Source organism: Bradyrhizobium sp. SZCCHNR3119 (assembly GCF_032487775.1).
Classification (GTDB): Bacteria; Pseudomonadota; Alphaproteobacteria; order Rhizobiales; family Xanthobacteraceae; genus Bradyrhizobium.
This window is the reverse complement of record NZ_JAUEUV010000002.1, coordinates 188,056-207,973: the sequence shown is the minus strand read 5'-3', so window position 1 is coordinate 207,973 and position 19,918 is coordinate 188,056. Positions and strand designations below refer to the sequence as shown.

Here is a 19,918-nt window from a genome sequence, read left to right as displayed (position 1 = left end):
CTCCCGCGAAGGCGGGGAAGCCGGTATGCGGCGGCGTACCGGATCACGCATGGACCGTCACGGAGCACCGGATCGCCCGCTTTAACCAGCGGCGCCGTGCGTCATGCTCCATTCAGGAATTGCAGCGGGTCAACCGGCGTCGATCCCTTGCGGATCTCGAAATGGAGCTGCGGCGACCCCACTTCGCCCGATTGACCCGACTTGGCAATGACCTGGCCGCGCTTGATCGTATCGCCGCGCTTCACCATCAGCTCACTCGCATGGGCATATGCGGTGACATAGCCGTTGGAATGCCGCACCAGGACCAGATTGCCGTAACCCTTCAGTTCGTTGCCGGCATAAGCGACCACACCGTCTTCGGCGGCCTTCACCGGCGTGCCCTCGGGGACCGCGATGTTGATGCCGTCGTTGGCCTTGCCGTTGGTCTTGGCGCCGTAGCTGGTGATCACCTTGCCGCGGGCGGGCCAACGGAAGGTCGGCAGCGCACTGGTGGTCTCAGCCGGCTTGGCCGGCTCGACTTCCTTCTCCGGGGCTGGATTGGCTTGGGCAAGCCGCGCGGTCTGCACGGGACCCGCCGTGGCGACCCTGGTCGTCGGCGCCGGCGTCGGCACGGTCGCAGCCGCCTGGGGTACGGCTGCGACCGGAGCTGCGGGCGTAGCTACAGCCACCGTCTTTCCGGGGATGGTCAGCTTGGCTCCCAGCTTCAAGGGCGAGGTCGGCGTCAAACCGTTGGCGCGCGCAAGTTCGGCGACGGAGATATGATTGTGATGCGCGATGCTGGCCAGCGTGTCGCCCCGATTGACGAAGTGCACGCTCGGCGCGGCGACTGGAGCCGCCACGGCAACCGACCTGGGTGCAGCGGCGACTGGCGCCGCCATCGTTGCCGGCGCCGCGGCCACGGCGGCAGGATTTGGAATGATGAGCTGCTGCCCCGGCGAGAGCACGCGCGGCCCCTTGTAACCGTTGGCAGCGAGAATCTCTGCCGGCGTCACGTGATAGCGGCGCGCCAGGATCTCGAGCGTATCGCTGGTACCGACAATGATCTTGGTGCCGCCGGCGGGCCGAACCGCTGCGACCGAACGCGGCGGCACCGTGCCGGTCGTTTCAAGATGCGGCTGGCGCGGGGCAGCGTAGGTTTGCGCTGGAGCCGGAGCCGGAGCCGGAGCCGCGGCATAGACGGGCGCCGGCGGCGCATACGACGCCACGCCTCGCCCGCCCGCAGACACCCCGCCCGAGCCTCCGCCCGACGGATAGGTCTGCGGCGCGGCAACGGGCGGCGGCAGCGCCGAGGATGAATAGGCGGCCGGCGCCGGAGGATTGTATTGCGCGGCGGGGCGCCGCTCGACCGGAGCGGGCGCCTGCACCGACCCGGTTGCCTCGGATGCAAACGGATTGGAGAATGAGTTTTGGCTTTGCGATAGCCGTGTCGACATATCGGCGCTGCAGCCGGCAAAGCCGAACGACATGACCGCCAGCGCCGTGACCTGCGGAAGGCGGCGCGAGCGAAGCAACTCGATAATCACAAGCATGGTTACTCACTCGTACGCAACAAACTACGAATTTGAGTAAACACGCCCGCGGTAAATAACCGCTTAAGCTGCCGATAAGGTGTTGTCGCGCCAGCTAATCCGCGTCTTTAGAGTTCACGTGCAATTCCCGGAATTGCCGGCACAAATCGCACGTCGACGAGCTCCTTTCGCGCGAAATTTTCACCCGTGCGGGTGACGCGCACGAGAGTTTGGACGCCGTGATTCGGCCCCACCGGCGCGATCAGGATACCGTCGGGCTCGAGTCGGTCGAGCAGGCTTTGCGGGACATCCTCCATCGCGGCCGTCACGATGATGCGGTCGAACTGCCCGGCGCCGGGCGGGACGGAAAATCCATCCCCCAACATGACCTCGACGTTAAAGCAGGAGAGCTTCTCGAGCCGCTCCCGTGCCGCATCGGCGAGGGTTCGGAAGCGCTCGATGGACAACACCTGCCCCGCCAAGCGCGACAGGATGGCGGCCTGGTATCCCGACCCGGTCCCGATCTCGAGCACGCGGCTTGTTTTCTGCAGCTTCAGCTGCTCGGTCATATAGGCCACGACGAAGGGTTGGCTGATGGTCTGGCCACACGCAATCGCGAGCGCGCTATCGCGATAAGCGTCGGCCCGGTCCGCGGGCCCGACGAACTCGTGCCGTGGCACCTCCTCCATCGCCCGCAGCACGGATTGATCGCTGATCCCCCGCCGACGCATGGTCAGCTGAAACATCATCTTTTCCGGAGGAGCTTTCGGAGCCATCGCGCCATCTCGTTGCATACCGACCTATACAAGCATCATCTTGGCGACGGAGCAGCGGTTTTCCGCATCAGGCTCCCACCTCCGGCCGTCCTGACACAAAAACGTGTTCCGCTGCCGGAACAAGCCGGAGAGTTCGTCGTTGGGAGCGTAGAACCTGCCACGGCCAGAGTGACCAGACCTGGGACGATCCGCCTGGGGACAACGCTGTTGACGTTGCGCCGTTTGCGGTAATTTGCGAACGTCGTTCTCGGTAAAGGCGAGGACTGAAATTCATGACTGCACCGCGGCCACCACGCGGCTCCGTGTTTCTGGTTGAAGATGAAGTCATGATCAGGATGATGGTCGCCGACATGCTCGAAGAGCTCGGCTACACCGTCGTCGCAGAGGCCGGCGAGATCGGCGAGGCCATGCGGCTCGCCGAGAGCACCTATTTCGATGTCGCCATCCTCGACGTCAACGTCAACGGCAAGGTGATTTCCCCCGTTGCCGACGTGATCAAGGCGCGAAATCGCCCGTTCATCTTTGCCACGGGTTATGGCTCGGCTGGGCTTCCGGAGGAATATCGCGACCGCCCCGCCCTGCAGAAGCCGTTCCAGTTGGAAACGCTCAGCAAGGCGATCGACAATGTCCTGCGTGGCGCGACATCGTCATAAGCGCAGGCCCAACTAGCCGAGAATCCCGCTCAGCGCGCCAGAGAAGGCCTCGTCGGTACGGTCGAGCCGCAGCGGCGTGACTGATACGTACCCCGCCGCAAGAGCCTCCAGGTCCGTTCCCTGCTCCGGCGCATCGAGCACGGCCGAGCGCTCAAAGCCGATCCAGAAATACGGATTGCCGCGCCCGTCGCGGCGCTCTTCCACGTTAAGAAATCCGAGATTCCGCTTGCCCTGACGGGTCACGCGGATGCCATGGACTTCTTCCGGCGTCCGGGCAGGAAAATTGACATTGACCACCGTGTTCTTCGGGACGCCCGCTTCGAGCACCTTGCGTATGATCTGAGGTCCGAATTTGCGCGCCGTATCCCAAACCGGCTTGTTCCGGGTCTCAAGCGAGAACTCCTGCGAGAGTGCAAAGGATGGCAGGCCGAGGATGGTGCCTTCGAGGGCACCGGCCACGGTGCCGGAATAGACCACGTCTTCGGCGACGTTCCGCCCCTTGTTGACGCCCGAAAGCACCACATCCGGCAGCTTCGGCCCGAGGATGTGACGAGCGCCCATGATGACGCAATCGGTCGGCGTCCCGCGCACCGCGAAGTGCCGGGGTCCCACCTCGCGCAACCGCAACGGATCGTTCAGCGACAACGAATGAGAGACCCCGGATTGATCCAGTTCGGGCGCCACCACCCAGACATCGTCGGACAGAGCGCGCGCGATCTCCTCGATGACCTTCAGACCGGGGGCATGGATGCCGTCGTCATTGGTGCAAAGAATGCGCATGCTGCCGGCCACCTCTAAGCGAAGTCGAGATCAGGTTACAGGTGTCATATCCCCTGCCGGCACCCGAGGCAAACCCGCTGAGATCCAGAAAAATCCAGCGAATCCGCTCCGCAAATGCGGAGTCGGACGTTGCATCCGGTTAACGCCTGATCCGCCATTGCGGTACGAACTTCGCGAGCTGCCCCTGGGTGCGCAACTGGAGTCGCGCATTTGGCGCGGTCGCCGACATCACAGGCTCGCTTGTGGCCGCCCCTTCGCGCGCTTCCTGCGCCAGCTTGGGAAAACGCGCACGCGCCGAGGCCAACGCCTTTTCGAAGTCGGCCTCGTTGAACCAGGCGAGCCCGCGCAAACCATCCTGCAGATCGTCGCGCCAGATCCGAGAGAGATCGACGTCGAAAGCGCCCTTCAACCGCTGGTCCACGGCCTGGATGCCGTGGCCGGTGACGGCCCATTGCCTCCCAACCCAATAGATATCCCGGTGCAGGGGCATCGATCGCGGCTCTGCAAAGCGGCTGCTTGGTGCAGAGGGAGGATATCGGCGGGCGGCGGCAGCGCAACCGCTCTGGAGCGGAAAGACCGCAATATTCCGCCGGTCTCTATCGCTCGGCCGCAACCACCTTCAGGCCGCCCATATAGGGTTGCAGCACCTCAGGCACGGCGATCGAGCCGTCCTCCTGCTGATAGGTCTCCATGACTGCGATCAGCGCCCGGCCGACAGCCGTCCCTGAGCCGTTGAGCGTATGGACGAAGCGCGGCTTGCCGTCGGCAGCCCGATAACGCGCATCCATGCGGCGGGCCTGGAAGTCGCCGCATACCGAGCAGCTCGAGATCTCCCGGAAAGCGCCGCCATCGCCCTGCCCCGGCATCCAGACTTCGATGTCGTAGGTCTTCTGCGAGGAAAATCCCATGTCGCCGGTGCACAGCGTCATCACCCGGTAATGCAGGTCGAGCTGCCGCAGCACCTCCTCGGCGCAGGCCAGCATGCGCTCATGCTCGTCCTTGCTGGTCTCCGGCGTCGTGATCGAGACCAGCTCGACCTTGCTGAACTGGTGCTGCCGGATCATGCCGCGGGTATCGCGGCCAGCGGCGCCTGCTTCGGCACGGAAGCACGGCGTCAGCGCGGTGAGCCGCATCGGCAGCTCCTTCTCATCCAAGATCGACTCGCGGACCAGATTGGTGAGCGCGACCTCGGCAGTCGGAATCAGACCGAGACGATCGGTCTTGAGCCGTTCATCGGGCGACGCCAGCAGTTCGCCCTTGATCGCCCAGAACTGGTCGTCCTCGAATTTCGGCAATTGCCCCGTCCCGAACATCACCTCGTTACGGACCAGAAGCGGCGGATTGATTTCGGTGTAGCCATGCTCGTTGGTATGCAGGTCGAGCATGAACTGGCCGATCGCGCGCTCGAGCCGCGCCAGCCCCTTCTTCAACACGACAAAGCGCGCGCCCGACAGCTTCGCCGCGGTCTCGAAATCCATATAGCCGAGATCGTCGCCGAGATCGTCATGCGGCTTCGGCGTGAAGGCATAATTGCGCTTGGCACCAAAGACATGGCGCTGCACGTTGGCGTGCTCGTCCTTGCCCTCCGGCACTTCGTCGAGCGGCAGATTGGGAATCGCGGCAAGTTCGCGCGCCAGATCTTCGTCGGCCTGCTTGGCCGCCGCTTCGAGCTCCGGCATGCTGGTCTTGAGCTTGGCGACCTCCTCCATCAGCGCGCTCGCACGCGCCTCGTCCTTGGCCTTCTTCGCCTCGCCGATCTCTTTCGAAGCAGCGTTACGCCGCGCCTGCGCCTGCTCGGATGCCAGGATCGCTGTACGCCTCCGTTCGTCGATCACAAGCAGATGCGCCGACAAAGGCGCCAAGCCACGGCGGCTCAACGCGGCGTCAAAGCCTTGCGGATTGTCACGGATCGATCTGATGTCGTGCATGATCGTTCGGTCCTGGGAACGAAGAATTACGGTCGAGTCGCCCTCGGCCGCGCGGGCGGCTTCAGTACCCCGATTATGGCCTGATGGGAACAGCCAAGGCCGGCAGGCCGCCCAGCGCTACTCGGCCGGATCGGCCGGAGGCGACGCACTGCTGCCGGATCGGCCTGCGGCGGCCTGTTTCTCGACGAAGCGCACGGCAATGATCGCGCCCTCGTAGAGCGCCAGCAGCGGAATCGCGAGCGAGGCCTGGCTCAGCACATCAGGGGGGGTCAGCACGGCTGCAATAATGAAGGCGACCACGATGAAATAGCGGCGCTTCTCGCGCAACATCTGCGAGGTGACGATGCCGACCCGCCCCAACAGGGTGAGGATGACTGGGAGCTGGAAGGCGATGCCAAAGGCGAACACCAACGACATCATCAGGGACAGGTATTCGCCGACCTTCGGCAGCAACGCGATCTGCGCGGTGTCCGGGCCGCCCATCTGCTGCATGCCGAGCGAGAAGCGAACCAGCATCGGCAACACCACGAAATAGACCAGTGCGGCCCCGAGCACGAAAAACACAGGCGTGGCTACGAGGTAAGGCAGGAAGGCGTGGCGCTCGTGCCGGTAGAGGCCGGGAGCGACGAACTTGTAGATCTGCGTTGCAACGATCGGGAACGAGATGAAGCCTGCGCCGAACAGCGCGAGCTTCAGCTGGGTGATGAAATATTCGAGCAGTTGTGTGTAGATGAACTTGCTGTTCTCCGGCCCGGCAACCCAGACGAACGGCAGAACCAGGATGTTGTAGATCTGCTTGGCGAAGAAAAAGCAGAAGATGAAGGCCAACCCAAATCCGAGCAATGCCTTGATCAGCCGCGCGCGCAGCTCGATCAAGTGATCCATCAAAGGAGCCTTGCTGGCTTCGATATCTTCAGCGGTCATGACGCTTTGGCGTCCTTGAACCGATCCGCTTCCTTTGTCCCGATCGTCTCAGGCTGGATCTCCGAGCTCGGCTCGGACTTGATCTCGCGGACGATGGCCAACGGCTCGCTCGACACTGGGTGCGCCTCCGCCTCGACAAACGTTTCGGGGTGCGGCGGCTCCGGTGTGGTCGGCACTGCCGGCGCCTCGGCTGCCGATGCGACGGCCTCGTTCGACGCGGCGGGAGTATCCACCGGCTTGTCGATACCTTCGATATCCAGCGCCTTGTCGACATCGCGCTGAAGCGAGCTGATCACCCCGGTCGGACTGAAGCCGCTCGCGGCCTCGCGAACCTCGTCGAAACTCTTCTTGAGGTCGGCCATTTCGGCCTCGCGCATCGCCTCCTGAAACTGGCCCTGGAATTCGGCTGCCATCCGACGAGCCTTGCCCATCCACTGCCCGACCATGCGCAGGACACCGGGAAGCTCTTTCGGGCCAATCGCGATCAGCGCGACGACCCCGATGACGAGCAGCTCACTCCAGCCGATATCGAACATGAAACAATCCGCCTACGAGACGTCGCCTGCCAATCCCGTGCCGCCGAGCCCCGTATGATCCGGTCCCTGCCCGTCGAATCCGGCGCCGTCTACGTCTGTCACACCGTTGTCAAACAGCCTTGCTGCCGACATCAGTGCGGGTTGCGGTCGGCGTGCTGCCGTGATCGATCGACTTGACCGGCTCGGCCTTCTCCGGTGCCTTGTCGTCGTCCTGCATGCCCTTCTTGAAGGCTTTGATGCCCTGCGCGACATCGCCCATCAGGTCGGAAATCTTGCCGCGCCCGAACAACAGCAGGACGACCGCGATCACCACGATCCAATGCCAAATGCTAAGCGAACCCATCCTGCAACCCTCCAAACATCAGCGCGGAAGACCGGCGATCGCCGCTCGAGCGCGATGCCAAATCCACGCTTGGTCATGGACCTGACCGCGCCGCCTCGCTTCTAGCATCCGGCCGCAAAACAGCAACATAAACACGGAAGACTAGATGAAGACTTGACGCTTCAAGCCCGATCTTGAGCGGAAGGTAGGCGTGACAAGCCCCAAAAACAAGCACTTAAGCTCCGGCAAATGACGGCCAGCACTACGCAATAATGCGAGTGTTAATGGGACCTCGGTCCAGCTAGTCCGAGGTTTCGTCCGGCTCACCACTCTGCGGGTTGCCGGGTTCCGGGGCATCGCTTTCGGAACGCACGTCCGCGGCGTCATCGGCTGCCGCGTCTTGAACGTCCGGTAGCTCGGCTTCGTTGGAAGCTTCTGTATCCTCGTGGATCGCCTCCGGTTCGACCGCAGGCGCCAGCGCCAGATCGAGATCCCCCGGCTCCAACGGCTCCTCGTCCTCGCGCAAGGTCGGGTCGTCCGATGGCGTCGGAACCGTGAAGCCGGTCGGCAGCCGTGAATCCAAGAGCCCCGTACCTTTCAGCTCCTCGAGACCCGGCAGGTCGCCGAGCGCCTCAAGGCTGAACTGCGTAAGGAATGCATCGGTGGTCCCGAAGGTGAGCGGACGGCCCGGAGACTTGCGGCGACCACGCGGCTTGATCCAGCCGGTTTCGAGCAGCACGTCGAGGGTCCCCTTCGAGGTAACGACGCCGCGGATTTCTTCGATCTCGGCGCGCGTGACCGGCTGGTGATAGGCAACGATGGCGAGCACCTCGATCGCCGCCCGCGACAGCTTGCGGGTTTCGGTGCTCTCGCGGGTCATCAGCCAGGCGAGATCGCCTGCAGTCCGGAACGTCCATTTGTTGGCCACGCGCACGAGGTTCACGCCGCGGGTGGCGTATTCCTCCTGGAGCTGCGCCAGCGCCGCCTTCACATCGACGCCTTCCGGCATGCGCTTGGCGAGCGTAGCCTGATCGAGCGGCTCGGCCGATGCAAAAAGCAGGGCTTCGAGAATGCGCAATTCTTCCGGCCGCACCTGCGGCTCGGCGGCGATGTCTTCCGGCTCTTCCATGCGTACTTCCGCCAAGATTGCCATCGCACGGTCTCCTTCTTCGTTACTCAACCGTCAAATCCGGCGCGCTCATGGCACCGGGTGGTTGGGGCGCACGCTTGCGAAAATACAGCGGCGCAAACGCCTGCCTCTGATTCAGTTCGAGCTGCCCTTCCCGCACCAGTTCCAGCGCGGCCGCGAAACTCGAAGCGAAAATGGTGGCGCGTTGTGCGGGCTCGACCACGTAGCTCAAGAGGTAATCGTCCAGGCAGCCCCAGTCTTCCGAGACCTCGGTCATACCGACCAGACGCTCCAGAGAGGCTCGCGCTTCTGCGAGCGACCACACCGTTCGCTTGGCCAGATGCACCGATGTCAACACGCGCTGCTGACGCTGTGTGGCGTAGGCCGACAATAGATCGAACAATGTCGCCGAGTACTTCGGACGACGGACTTCCGCGATCGGCTCAGGATTGCCGCGTGGAAACACGTCGCGCTGGAACTGCGGCCGGTTCATCAGCCGGTTCGCCGCCTCTCGGATCGCCTCCAGCCGGCGCAGCCGGTTCGCGAGCGCAGTCGCCATTTCCTCCGCGCTGGGCCCCTCGGCGGCAGGCGGCTCAGGCAACAATAGCCGCGACTTCAGGAAGGCGAGCCAGGCCGCCATGACGAGATAATCGGCGGCAAGTTCCAGCCGGATCTTCCGCGCAGCCTCGATGAACTGCAGATATTGATCCGCCAGCGCCAGAATAGAGATCTTGGCGAGGTCGACCTTCTGCTGCCGCGCCAGCGCCAGCAAGAGGTCGAGCGGGCCTTCATAGCCCTCGACATCGACCACCAATGCCGGTTCGCTCTCGGACAGCTCGGCAGGCCGGCCGGTTTCGAAAGACAGGATTTCCGCGGTCATGCGTTCGCTGATCCCAGCCGGTTGATCAATGTGTCGAGCTCGGTGCGCGCGGCGATGCGATCGAAGGCACCCGCGGGCTTGCGCGAGGCGAGCGCCCGATCGGCGCGCACCAGGGCCGCTCCCGACAATGCCGGCGTCTCGGCCGCGACCGCCTGCATCTCATCGAGCTTGCCGTTACAATGCAGAACGATGTCGCAGCCGGCCGCGATGATCGCGCGTGTGCGCTCGGCGATCGAGCCCGCCAATGCGTTCATGGACACGTCATCACTCATTAACAAACCCTGGAACCCGATCCGACTGCGAATCACCCGTTCGATGATTGTCGCAGAAGTCGTGGCCGGATGGGCGGGATCGATGGCGCTAAACACAACATGTGCAGTCATGGCCATCGGCAGGTCGGCCAACGGCCGGAACGCGGCGAAATCGGTGGCATCGAGCTCGGATTCGGGGGTGTCCACCGTCGGCAACCGGAAATGGGTGTCGGCCGTGGCGCGGCCATGACCGGGGATGTGCTTGAGCACGGGCAGAATGCCACCCTGCTCCAGTCCCTCGGTGACGGCACGGGCAATGGCCGCGACCTTGTCCGCCGTTTCACCGTAGGCCCGGTCGCCGATCACGGCATCGGCGCCGGAGACGGGAACGTCGGCCAAGGGCAGGCAATCCACGCTGATCCCAAGCCGCCCGAGGTCATCGGCGATGAGGCGGGCGCTGAGCCGGGCAGCCTCAAGGCCAAGCGCCGAATCAATGTCATAGAGCCGACCGAACGCGGCGCCTGCCGGATAGACCGGCCAGTGTGGCGGCCCAAGCCGCTGCACCCGCCCGCCCTCCTGGTCGATCAGCACAGGGGCATTGGCGCGGCCTGCGGCATCCCGGAGTTCATCAACAAGTGCAGTCACTTGAGCCGGCGACTGCACATTGCGCTTGAACAGGATGAAACCCCAGGGCGCAGCGTCGCGGATGAAGGCCCGCTCGGCGGGGCTGAGCTCAGGTCCGGAAACGCCGGTAATGAAGGCCCGTATGGTCATCGGGGCCGATTAGACCTCGCCCCGAGACCGGTCAAGCCAGGGTTAGTGGTTACTAAACGCGAAACACTGTCCGCCGGCAGTTTTCAACGTTCCGCACATCTGGTTGGCTTCCTCGCGCGTCGCAAACGGCCCGACAGCGGCACGGTATCGCACGCTCTTGTCAGGCATATCCACGCGCCTGATGATCGGTGAATAGCTTCCCAGCACCGAGGAATACTTGCTCTGCGTCACCTTGTAGGACGACAGCGCATCCTCTTCGCTGACCTGCGACGAAATCGAGACGAGATAACCGCCGCCGCTCCTGCTCGCAGCCGGCGCCGATTCGGTCGGCGCGACGGCTGCGACGCGGCTCGACGGCGCCGGAGCTGCCGATTGCGGGTTCAGCGAGAGCGGCGCGTTGTTGACGGATGCATTCGCATTGGCGGGCGAATTGCGCGTCGGCTTGGTCGCCGGCTTTGTTGCAGGAGGAGGCGCTGCCGCGACTGCGGCATCCCCGCCGCTGGCATCGGCCGACGTCGTACCGGCCGAATTGCCGCTGATGCGCAGCGTGCTGATCGGCCGCGGGTCGCTGTTCGGCAAGATGCCGTTGTTGCCGCCAGCCGCGGGCGGCATGCCAGCGGTCGAAACGCTCGACGGAGGCGGCGGATTGGCATTCTGATTGAGCTGCGGGAAGACCACCCGAGGGCCGACGGACCTGGAATTCACATCGACCGGGGTTTCCTCGCGCGACACCAGCTTCTCGCCGCCATCTCCGATCAACCGATCGGGAACCTTGGGCGTCGAGTCTGCCGGCGAGGCCATGATCTTGGTCGGGCTGTTGTCCGCCTTGATGATCGGAGCCTCGCCACTCCGGGTGGTCGAGAAGTAGGTCTTATAACCGAACGCGCCACCGGTGCCGAGAACGCCAAGCGCAAGGATCGCAAACACAGTGGTCATCCCACCGCCGCGGCGCTTCGGCTCCTCCTCCTCGTCGGCCTCGTCGTAGCCGTCCTGGTAGGCGTAGTGATCCTCGTGGAATTCCTGCTCGCCGTGAAAATCCTGGGCTTCATGCCCGGCCGGCCCGAACAGCGCGTCGTCGTAGCGAGACGGATCCGGCTCCGGTTCGTCGAACGCCGCCTCATGATGAAGGCCGGGATCGGTGCCAAAGCCGCGATGCGGGTCGGTGGCGCCAAAGTTCAGCTTGGCGAGGTCATCGGCAAAATCATCCCGCGGATAGGATTGGGGAGCCTCCGGCCGCGCCGCACTCTGCCGCGTCGCAAACTCCTGGGCTTCGAAATCCTGTTCGGGAAAATCCCGCGAAAGGGCGTTGGGATCCTGATAGCCCCCCGCCGCAGGATATCCGGCAGCAGGCCGCTGCGGCTCGCGCACGAGTTCCGCGAACGGATCGCGCGCGGTGGCTGGGGCCTCCCGCTGCTGATTTCGCGGGATTTCCTGCCGGTTGGCGCGCTGGATCCAGGATGGCGGCCCAGCTGACGGTGCGGGCTCGGCAACCGGCTCGACCGGCGGCAGCGGCGTTGACGGGCGCGGCGCGGCTGCGCGCGGTGCGCCGGAAGGAACATTGCGCGTGGTCTGAGCAGCGAACGGGTCGTTCTGCCCGATCAGGCGAGCGAGCTCGGCAAGCGGATCACTCTCCGGTTGCGCGGACCCGCCACCCCGACCAAAACCATCAGCGGGAAAGGGTCTATCCTGGTACCGATCAGCCATCGAATAAAGCGTCCCCGCGGGAGAACCGCAAATGCGTACTAAGACGGACCTTGCCGGATCGAGGCCCCCAACACAAACTGCATCCGCCGACCCGGGCTACTTCATGGCCTCGGGAGCATGGACGCCCAATATAGCTAGTCCCGAGCCCAGCACCGAGACAACGCCCTGAACCATGGCTAATCGCGCCTTGGTTATCACTGCATCATCACGGTAACTGAAGCGTAAATAGGGCAAGCTGTTTCCGCGAGTGTACTGCGCATGGAATTCACTTGCAAGTTCATACAGATAGAAAGCGATCCGGTGCGGCTCATGGGCCGCGGCCGCGCCTTCGATCAGGCGAGGAAATAGCGCCAAGCGCTTTAAAATGCCGATCTCGCCGGGGTCCGTGAGCAGTTCGAGCCTCGCTTCCGCCAGGAAAGCAGCGCGCGCCGACGGCTCCTCGGGCAGCTCCGGAATCACCTCCGCCCGGGCATTGCGGAAGATCGAGTGCCCGCGCGCGTGACCATACTGCACATAGAATACCGGATTGTCCTTGGACTGCTCGATCACCTTGGCAAGGTCGAAGTCGAGCACTGCATCGTTCTTCCGGTAGAGCATCATGAAGCGGACCGCGTCGCGGCCGACTTCATCGACGACCTCGCGCAACGTCACGAAATCGCCGGAACGCTTCGACATCTTCACCGGCTCGCCATTGCGCAAGAGCTTGACGAGCTGGACGATCTTGACGTCCAGCGCCGCCTGCCCGGCCGTGACCGCCTTCACCGCGGCCTGCATGCGCTTGATGTAGCCGCCATGATCAGCACCGAATACGTCGATCAGATCGGCAAAGCCGCGCTCGAACTTGTTGCGGTGATTGGCGATGTCGGAAGCGAAGTAAGTGTAGGTGCCATCGGACTTGATCAAGGGACGATCGACGTCATCGCCGTAGGCGGTGGCGCGAAACAGAAGCTGTTCGCGATCTTCCCAATCCTCCACCGGCGCGCCCTTCGGCGGCGGCAATCGCCCTTCGTAGACGTCACCGCGCTGGCGCAGGAAATCGATGGTCTCGGCAACCTTGTTGTTGCCTGAGGCGATCAGCGAGCGTTCGGAAAAGAAGACGTCGTGGCGGATGTTGAGCGCGGCGAGATCTTCCTTGATCGCGTCCATCATCATCGCGATCGACTTGTCGCGCACGATTCCCAGCCACTGCGCCTCCGGCATCGCCTTCAGCTTGTCGCCATATTCCGCGGCCAGCGCCTGGCCCACAGGCTTCAGATAGTCGCCGGGATAGAGTCCTTCCGGAATCGAGCCGATGTCCTCACCCAAGGCCTCGCGATATCTGAGGAAGGTCGAGCGCGCGAGCACGTCGACCTGGGCTCCGGCATCGTTGATGTAGTATTCCCGCGTGACGTCGTGACCGGCGAATTGCAAAAGACTGCAGAGCGCGTCGCCGAACACGGCGCCACGGCAATGACCGACATGCATCGGGCCCGTCGGATTGGCCGAGACGTATTCGACGTTGACCCTCGCTGCGCCCGGGACCGAGGCGACCCGGCCGAAGTCGCCAACCTCGCGCAAGACGGTGCGGAGCTCTTCCGCCCAGACAGTAGGTTGCAAGGTCAGATTGATGAAGCCGGGACCGGCGATCTCGACCTTGGCCACCAACGGATCATCGCGCAGCTTTGCTGCGATCTGCTCGGCCAGATCGCGCGGCTTGGCCTTGGCTTCTTTCGCCAGCACCATCGCCGCGTTGGTCGCCATGTCGCCATGGCTGGCATCGCGCGGCGGCTCGACCACCACGCGCGCAAAATCGATGCCCTCGGGCCAATTGCCGTCCTTGGCGAGCGCGGCGCAGATCGCATGCACGCGCGCCAGCACGTCGGCGAAAAGATGCAGGTTTTGAGCTTTGTCGACCATGGGCGCCGCCTAACGTAAATCCGGGGTCGAGTCAAAAAGCCTGACATGCTCGGTGAGCGCAAAACGGTCGGTCATGCCGGCGATGAAATTGCCGATGCGGCGGGCGCACTCCCCCTCCCCGTCACGGCCATCGCGCCATTCGGGCGGCAAGGCCGCCGGATCCTTGCGGTATCGTTCGAACAGGTCGACCACGATCCGTTCGGCCTCGCGCATCACCCGCATCACCCGCTCGTGCCGGTACATGTGGTGCCACAGGAAGCCCTTGATGCTCTTCTCGGCCGCGGCCGCCTCGGCAGAAAACGCGACCAGGGGCGCGCCGTGCCGGCGGACATCATGGGCCGACATCGGCTTGACGCGGTCGAGCCTTGCCTGGGCTTCCGCCGCCACATCTGCAATCAGGAAGGAGATCAGGTCGCGCACCAGCTCCGCACCGCGCCTGATATCGTCGAGACCCGGATAATGCCGGTCGATCGCGTCGATCATGGCGGCAATCAGCGGAATCTCTTTGAGGTCGTCGACCACGAACAGCCCGGCACGCAAGCCGTCGTCGATGTCATGGGCGTCATAGGCGATATCGTCGGCCAGCGCAGCAACCTGCGCCTCCAGCGAAGCGAAGCTCCACAGCTCCAGATCGAAGCCCGCATTGAACTCGGCGATCCCGATCGGAATGGGCTCCTGGAGCGGACCGTTATGCTTGACGACACCCTCCAACGACTCCCATGTCAGGTTCAGGCCGTCGAACTCGGGATAGCGCTGCTCGAGCGAGGTGATCACGCGCAAAGCCTGCGCATTATGATCGAAGCCGCCATGGGCCTGCAGGCATTGGTTGAGCGCCCGCTCGCCGGCGTGCCCGAACGGCGGATGGCCAAGATCGTGCGCCAACGCCAGCGTCTCGGTCAGGTCCTCGTCGAGCCCGAGCTGGCGGGCGAGCGCCCGGGCGATCTGGGCGACTTCCAAAGAATGGGTCAGTCGCGTGCGATAATGATCGCCCTCGTGGAAAACGAAGACCTGGGTCTTGTGCTTGAGCCGGCGGAAGGCGGACGAATGGATGACCCGGTCGCAATCCCGCCGGAAAGCACTCCGGGTCCGCGACGGCGGCTCTGCGACAAGCCTGCCCCGACTGCGATCGGGATCGCAGGAATAGGGAGCGCGGGGGGCAGCCATTCCGACCGACACGGCTGATTCGACCTCCGAAGGTTTGATTCCAGCGTTCGATGCACTTAACTATGGGGCGTGCCCGATACCAAATGAATTGGGCATGACGAGTGCTCCAGGAGATCCTTTGCCATGACTGCCGCCGTCACCATCAGCGAGCGTGCCGCCCGCCGGATCGGGGAAATCCTCAAGAAGGAGGATAACGGAGCCATGCTACGCATCTCGGTCGAAGGCGGCGGCTGCTCCGGCTTCCAGTACAAGTTCGATATCGACCGCAGCAAGGCCGATGACGACATGGTGATCCAGCGCGACCAAGCGATCGTCCTGGTCGATCCGGCCTCGGTGCCGTTCCTGGCCGGCTCGGAACTCGACTTCGTCGACGACCTGATGGGCGCCTCCTTCCGCCTCAACAATCCCAATGCCACCGCCTCCTGCGGCTGCGGCACCAGCTTCTCCGTGTAATCCCCGCCGATCAGTAGACCTCGGCCTTCCGGCCGGGCCTCGTGGGGCATGTGGCGGCAGCGCAACCGGGATCTGGTGCGTTCAGCAGGCAAGCCGCGGCGTGTCCCGCAGCGCAAGCGCGTCCGGGGTCTGCATCAGACGTGGCCCTCGGTAACGAGAGGGCGCGGGGAAGGCCGGGAGCTCGCCGCCCCCATGGCCCGCCTGCAGAAAAGAAAGCAGGCGGCAGTCACCACAGGTTCGGCCGAGACATCCCGGCCTTCCCCGCGCGACGGTTTTAACGGCTGCTTCGTACTCTCCCAGGTGCGCCGGGCTTTTTGGCCACCATTTGCGCCCAATGCTTGCGCTTCAGGCGTTGCGACAACGCGCGTTTCCGCGCGTTGCGCAGGCATCAGCGTCGGGATGCCAGGACCATACGACTTGACCGTCCGTGCCAGCCTGCGCTCGTCCTGCGCAAGCCTTCACGTCCATCGCAGCCCGCCTCTACGTATCGTGACGACGCGTACGCCCCTTTCGCATGAGGCGGGATGCGCGAGATCATCGTTCTGATTTGCCCGACATGGCAACCGGGTGTGTGTGCGACATGCTGGCACGACGGGCAATATGTGCATGCGCTTCATGCATGAACTGCCCGTCATGCAGCGAGCGTAGCCGGACCCGAGGTGAACGGGTCCGGCAGATCGTCTCACCGTCATTGCGAGCGCAAGCGACCTGTCCGCCGAAGAGCGAAGGCGCCAGCGCTAACGGTTCTCGCCGACTTCGTAGGACGGCCGATCTGCTTCGCGATAGTGGAACAGCGAGACGTGCAGATTGGGGTTGGCGAGATTCTGTCCGGAGCGGTCCGGATCGACGACCATTTCGACATAGATCTCCAGGTCGCCGTCACGCCCTTCCTGCAACGCGATACCCTCGACCTCGCGATCGCCGGCCGGCGTCGGAAGACGAAACAGCTCTTCGACATGGCCGTTGTGCAGATTGGCGCGGTACACCGACTGCGTCGTGTTGTTCGAAGACATATAGAGCCAGTCGCCGTGGACTTTCGCGCCCTGAATGTTTTCCAGAGCCATGTCCATCGTGATGGTGCCGATGAACTTCCAGTCCTGCAGATTGTAGACGTTGATGGTGTTTCCGCTCTGCCACTCCTTGCCATAGCCCCGCTGGTGCTTGGCGTCGACGGCGACCCAGCTCGCGACATCCTTCTTCGGATTGCTCGGCGCGCCCGTCAGCTCATAGACGATCCCGGTGTAGCTCAGATCGCGTGCGTTGAAGAGCGCGACATGGCCGTTGGTATAGCCGCGGGTGGTGTCGAGCGACGCATAGATCACGCCGTCGCTGTAATCGATGTCTCCGATGTGATCCAACCCCTGAGCGAGCAGGTTTGCCGGAATCCCCGGCACGAGGTTGGCAGGCAACTGGAATGACGAGTTGCGTTGAAGCGAGTTGAATTTGCGGTCGGCGATCTCCAGGCCGTATTGCCAGGAGAAGAACCAGCGACGGCCGTCCGTCGCCATGCCTTGCGACCGATACAGGCCGGTGAAGGAGTTCGGCGGATTCTGCAGAAAGAACTGCTTCTCTTCGACAAGCTTCCACTGCTTCGTGGCACCATGATCCTCGTGCTCATGCCCCGGCACGTGCCACTCCAATTGCAGGCGCTCGCTGGCCGCATGAGCCGGCGCGAAATCTGTGGCACCGATCGCCAGTGCCGAAAAGGCCAGCGCGGTTGAGCGCATCAACGTAAGAGAAAACTTCATCGAGAATCCTTCACAATCAAATCGGTCAATCATGCCGCATCGGCATTGGCAGCGCTAACTAGTGGCGGCGTGTGAACCCGTGATGAAGTTCGCGTGAACGGACAGGCCATCGAGCGGGCTTGACCGAGACCGCCTTGGCTTGGTCTAACCACATGGTCCGCCTCATCCCCTTCGGAACTCCGCCATGCGCATCGCCACCTGGAACGTCAATTCGGTCCGGCAACGGATCGAACATCTCATGACCTGGCTGAAGGAGTGCTCGCCCGACATCGTCTGCCTGCAGGAGATCAAATGCACCGACGATGCCTTCCCGCGACTCGAGATCGAGGCGCTGGGCTACAATGTGGTGACGCACGGACAAAAGACCTTCAACGGCGTGGCGCTGCTCTCGAAGCTGCCGTTCGACGAGACCAAGTCGGGGCTTGCCGGGGACGACGAGGACGTGCATGCGCGCTTCATCGAGGGCGTGGTCAGCCTGAAGCAGGGCGTGGTCCGGATCGCCTGCCTCTATCTGCCCAACGGCAATCCGGCCAATACCGAGAAATATCCTTACAAGCTGAAGTGGATGTCGCGCCTGCGCGATTATGCCTGTGAACGGCTGAAGACCGAGGAGCCGCTGGTGCTCGCCGGCGACTTCAACGTGATTCCGCAGGCGGTCGACGTTCACAATCCGGACGCCTGGGTCACCGATGCGCTGTTCCGCCCGGAGACCCGCGAGAGCTTTCAGGCCCTGCTGGGCCTCGGCCTCACCGACGCACTGCGCGCGGTCACCGATGCGCCGGGCCAGTACACCTTCTGGGACTACCAGGCCGGGGCCTGGCAGAAGAATCAGGGCCTGCGAATCGATCACCTGCTGCTGTCGCCGCAGGCCGGTGACCGGCTGGTCGAGGTCGGCATCGACAGCTATGTGCGGGCCTGGGAGAAGCCATCCGATCACGTGCCGATCTGGGCGGATTTCGATCTCGAAGCGGCGTAAGGCTTTCAACCTTCCCCCGAGGATCACTCATCATGATCAGCAGACGCGACCTCCTTCCGCTTGCCCTCTCTCCACTCCTCGCTGTCAGTCTCACGCCGCGCGCGCGGGCGCGCGATCTCGCCGGCGTCGACGCCGCGCTCACCAAGCTCGAAGCCGATAGTGGCGGCCGACTCGGCGTCGCACTGCTGGACACGGCAAGCGGCGAGCTTGCAGGCCATCGCCTCGACGAGCGCTTTCCGATGTGCAGCACCTTCAAGGTGCTGGCCGCCGCAGCGATCCTCGCCAGGGTCGACGCGGGCGCCGAGCAGCTCGCGCGTCGCATCCGCTTCGCCCAGGCCGACATCTTGTCCTACGCCCCGGTCACCAAGACGCATCTCGATTCCGGAATGACGGTCGCCGAGCTGTGCGAGGCCGCCGTCACGCTCAGCGACAACACGGCCGCCAACCTCCTGCTGGCCTCGTTCGGCGGCCCGCCCGCTCTGACGCATCATGCGCAGTCCCTCAGCGACTCGCTCACGCGTCTCGATCGCATCGAGCCCGATCTCAACGAGGCCACGCCCGGCGATGTCAGGGATACGACAACGCCGGCTGCGATGGCGCGAACGCTGGCGAAGCTCACCACGGGCGAAGCGCTCTCGCCCGCCTCGCGCGAGCTGCTGATCGGCTGGATGGTCGGCTGCAAGACCGGCGCGTCCAGGCTGCGCGCAGGGCTCCCGAGCAACTGGCGCATCGGCGACAAGACCGGCTCCGGCGGGCATGGCAGCAGCAACGACATCGCGGTGATCTGGCCGCCGGGCCGCGCGCCGCTGATCCTGACCAGCTATTTGACCGAGACCGATAACGCGTCCGACGACAAGCGCAACGCAGTTCATGCCGAAGTCGGACGGATCGTGGCACGGCAGTTCGGCTAGAGCACGGTCCGGAAAACTGGAAACCGGTTTTCCCTCGCGACAAACGCCATAGGCGTTTGCGCGGAGATCATGCTCAATCAGAGAGATGAGATCATGATGCGATTCTTTCCAATCGCATCATGATCTAACGCGGCGCGACAGAAAGCACCTTGAACATCGGATACGACGCCGCCGTGCCGAACTTGCCGACAACGGGTCCGTCGTCGACATAGCCACGCGCGAGATAGAATCGATGCGCGGTCTCGGTGCTGAGCAACGTCACACGCCGGGCGCCGCGCTCGGCCGCACGGGCCTCGAGCGCGGCCAGCAGCGCGGAACTGACGCCGGAGAAGCGCGCCTGCGGAGCGACATAGTTCAGGGGGATCTCGCCGCTATCCCGGACACCGCCCACCGCGACGATGGCTCTGTCTCGGATCGCGACCAGCAGGGAGCGGCCGTCATTGTCGGCCCAGGTGGCGACATTCTCGGAGGTCTTGTTGGCCAGCCAGCGGCTCAGAATATCCGCGTCATTGCGGTGATCGGCGCTGCAGAGCTGCGCGATCGAGGCGCGCAACACGGCGCAGGCCTCATGCCCATCGGCGGGCGTCGCATCTCGGATGATCATC

Annotated in this window: 20 protein-coding genes; 4 read left to right on the top strand and 16 right to left on the bottom strand. The window is 63.9% G+C overall.

All coding sequences use genetic code 11. From position 1 onward, the window contains the following. Positions 1–101 precede the first annotated feature (101 nt). Both QX034_RS28225 and QX034_RS28220 read right to left on the bottom strand, forming a co-directional pair. Entirely contained in the window at positions 102–1,529 is a 1,428-nt protein-coding gene (locus QX034_RS28225; RefSeq protein ID WP_315704121.1) for a LysM peptidoglycan-binding domain-containing M23 family metallopeptidase, read from the bottom strand. Positions 1,530–1,636: 107 nt separating this feature from the next. Continuing rightward, complete coding sequence (locus tag QX034_RS28220; protein ID WP_315704122.1) at positions 1,637–2,284, bottom strand: protein-L-isoaspartate(D-aspartate) O-methyltransferase; 648 nt, start codon at positions 2,282–2,284, stop codon at positions 1,637–1,639. Positions 2,285–2,556: 272 nt separating this feature from the next. On the opposite strand from QX034_RS28220, the gene QX034_RS28215 reads away from it, so the two are divergent. Beyond that, the gene (locus QX034_RS28215; RefSeq protein WP_315704123.1) at positions 2,557–2,937 is read left to right on the top strand and encodes a response regulator; all 381 of its coding nucleotides are present in this window, start codon (positions 2,557–2,559) and stop codon (positions 2,935–2,937) included. Between the two features lie 12 nt (positions 2,938–2,949). Here the strand turns inward: QX034_RS28215 and surE are convergent, their stop codons facing one another. From surE to QX034_RS28155, 12 genes are all read right to left on the bottom strand, one after another. Continuing rightward, entirely contained in the window at positions 2,950–3,717 is a 768-nt protein-coding gene (surE, locus tag QX034_RS28210) for a 5'/3'-nucleotidase SurE (protein WP_315704124.1), read from the bottom strand. A gap of 139 nt (positions 3,718–3,856) precedes the next feature. Then, entirely contained in the window at positions 3,857–4,207 is a 351-nt protein-coding gene (locus QX034_RS28205; protein WP_315704125.1) for a hypothetical protein, read from the bottom strand. Between the two features lie 106 nt (positions 4,208–4,313). Continuing rightward, positions 4,314–5,645: a serine--tRNA ligase gene (gene serS, locus QX034_RS28200; protein WP_315704126.1), complete on the bottom strand. Its 1,332-nt coding sequence runs from the start codon at positions 5,643–5,645 to the stop codon at positions 4,314–4,316. A gap of 117 nt (positions 5,646–5,762) precedes the next feature. Then, positions 5,763–6,569, bottom strand: coding sequence for a twin-arginine translocase subunit TatC (gene tatC, locus QX034_RS28195; protein ID WP_315704127.1), 807 nt, complete (start codon positions 6,567–6,569; stop codon positions 5,763–5,765). Further along, positions 6,566–7,105 (bottom strand): Sec-independent protein translocase protein TatB, encoded by a 540-nt coding sequence (gene tatB / locus QX034_RS28190; RefSeq protein WP_315704128.1) that lies wholly within the window; start codon positions 7,103–7,105, stop codon positions 6,566–6,568. The genes tatC and tatB overlap by 4 nt, the downstream gene beginning before the upstream one ends. Before the next feature lie 109 nt (positions 7,106–7,214). Then, positions 7,215–7,448 (bottom strand): twin-arginine translocase TatA/TatE family subunit, encoded by a 234-nt coding sequence (locus tag QX034_RS28185; protein WP_315704129.1) that lies wholly within the window; start codon positions 7,446–7,448, stop codon positions 7,215–7,217. Positions 7,449–7,728: 280 nt separating this feature from the next. After that, complete coding sequence (gene scpB, locus QX034_RS28180; RefSeq protein ID WP_410050934.1) at positions 7,729–8,580, bottom strand: SMC-Scp complex subunit ScpB; 852 nt, start codon at positions 8,578–8,580, stop codon at positions 7,729–7,731. Positions 8,581–8,599: 19 nt separating this feature from the next. Next, on the bottom strand, positions 8,600–9,436 hold the full coding sequence (locus QX034_RS28175; RefSeq protein ID WP_315742259.1) for a ScpA family protein: 837 nt from the start codon (positions 9,434–9,436) through the stop codon (positions 8,600–8,602). Then, a complete protein-coding gene (nagZ, locus tag QX034_RS28170) occupies positions 9,433–10,461 on the bottom strand; it encodes a beta-N-acetylhexosaminidase (RefSeq protein WP_316196177.1) in 1,029 nt (342 codons plus the stop codon). Before nagZ ends, QX034_RS28175 begins: the two co-directional genes overlap by 4 nt. A gap of 42 nt (positions 10,462–10,503) precedes the next feature. After that, on the bottom strand, positions 10,504–12,165 hold the full coding sequence (locus QX034_RS28165) for an SPOR domain-containing protein (RefSeq protein WP_315704132.1): 1,662 nt from the start codon (positions 12,163–12,165) through the stop codon (positions 10,504–10,506). Between the two features lie 96 nt (positions 12,166–12,261). Further along, positions 12,262–14,061 (bottom strand): arginine--tRNA ligase, encoded by a 1,800-nt coding sequence (gene argS, locus QX034_RS28160; RefSeq protein ID WP_316196175.1) that lies wholly within the window; start codon positions 14,059–14,061, stop codon positions 12,262–12,264. Positions 14,062–14,070: 9 nt separating this feature from the next. Next, on the bottom strand, positions 14,071–15,237 hold the full coding sequence (locus QX034_RS28155) for a deoxyguanosinetriphosphate triphosphohydrolase (protein WP_315704134.1): 1,167 nt from the start codon (positions 15,235–15,237) through the stop codon (positions 14,071–14,073). 111 nt (positions 15,238–15,348) lie between these two features. Between QX034_RS28155 and erpA the strand changes: the two genes are divergently transcribed. After that, positions 15,349–15,678: an iron-sulfur cluster insertion protein ErpA gene (gene erpA / locus QX034_RS28150; protein WP_316196174.1), complete on the top strand. Its 330-nt coding sequence runs from the start codon at positions 15,349–15,351 to the stop codon at positions 15,676–15,678. A 737-nt stretch (positions 15,679–16,415) separates the two neighbouring features. Here the strand turns inward: erpA and QX034_RS28145 are convergent. Further along, complete coding sequence (locus QX034_RS28145; RefSeq protein ID WP_316196172.1) at positions 16,416–17,426, bottom strand: PEP-CTERM sorting domain-containing protein; 1,011 nt, start codon at positions 17,424–17,426, stop codon at positions 16,416–16,418. A gap of 184 nt (positions 17,427–17,610) precedes the next feature. Between QX034_RS28145 and xth the strand changes: the two genes are divergently transcribed. Next, positions 17,611–18,402 carry an exodeoxyribonuclease III gene (xth, locus tag QX034_RS28140; protein WP_315704137.1) on the top strand — a complete coding sequence of 264 codons (792 nt, stop codon included), beginning with the start codon at positions 17,611–17,613 and terminating at the stop codon, positions 18,400–18,402. A gap of 32 nt (positions 18,403–18,434) precedes the next feature. Continuing rightward, on the top strand, positions 18,435–19,313 hold the full coding sequence (gene bla / locus QX034_RS28135; protein WP_316196171.1) for a class A beta-lactamase: 879 nt from the start codon (positions 18,435–18,437) through the stop codon (positions 19,311–19,313). 124 nt (positions 19,314–19,437) lie between these two features. On the opposite strand, the gene QX034_RS28130 is transcribed toward bla, so the two are convergent. Continuing rightward, positions 19,438–19,917: a GNAT family N-acetyltransferase gene (locus tag QX034_RS28130; protein ID WP_315704139.1), complete on the bottom strand. Its 480-nt coding sequence runs from the start codon at positions 19,915–19,917 to the stop codon at positions 19,438–19,440. Position 19,918 lies beyond the last annotated feature (1 nt).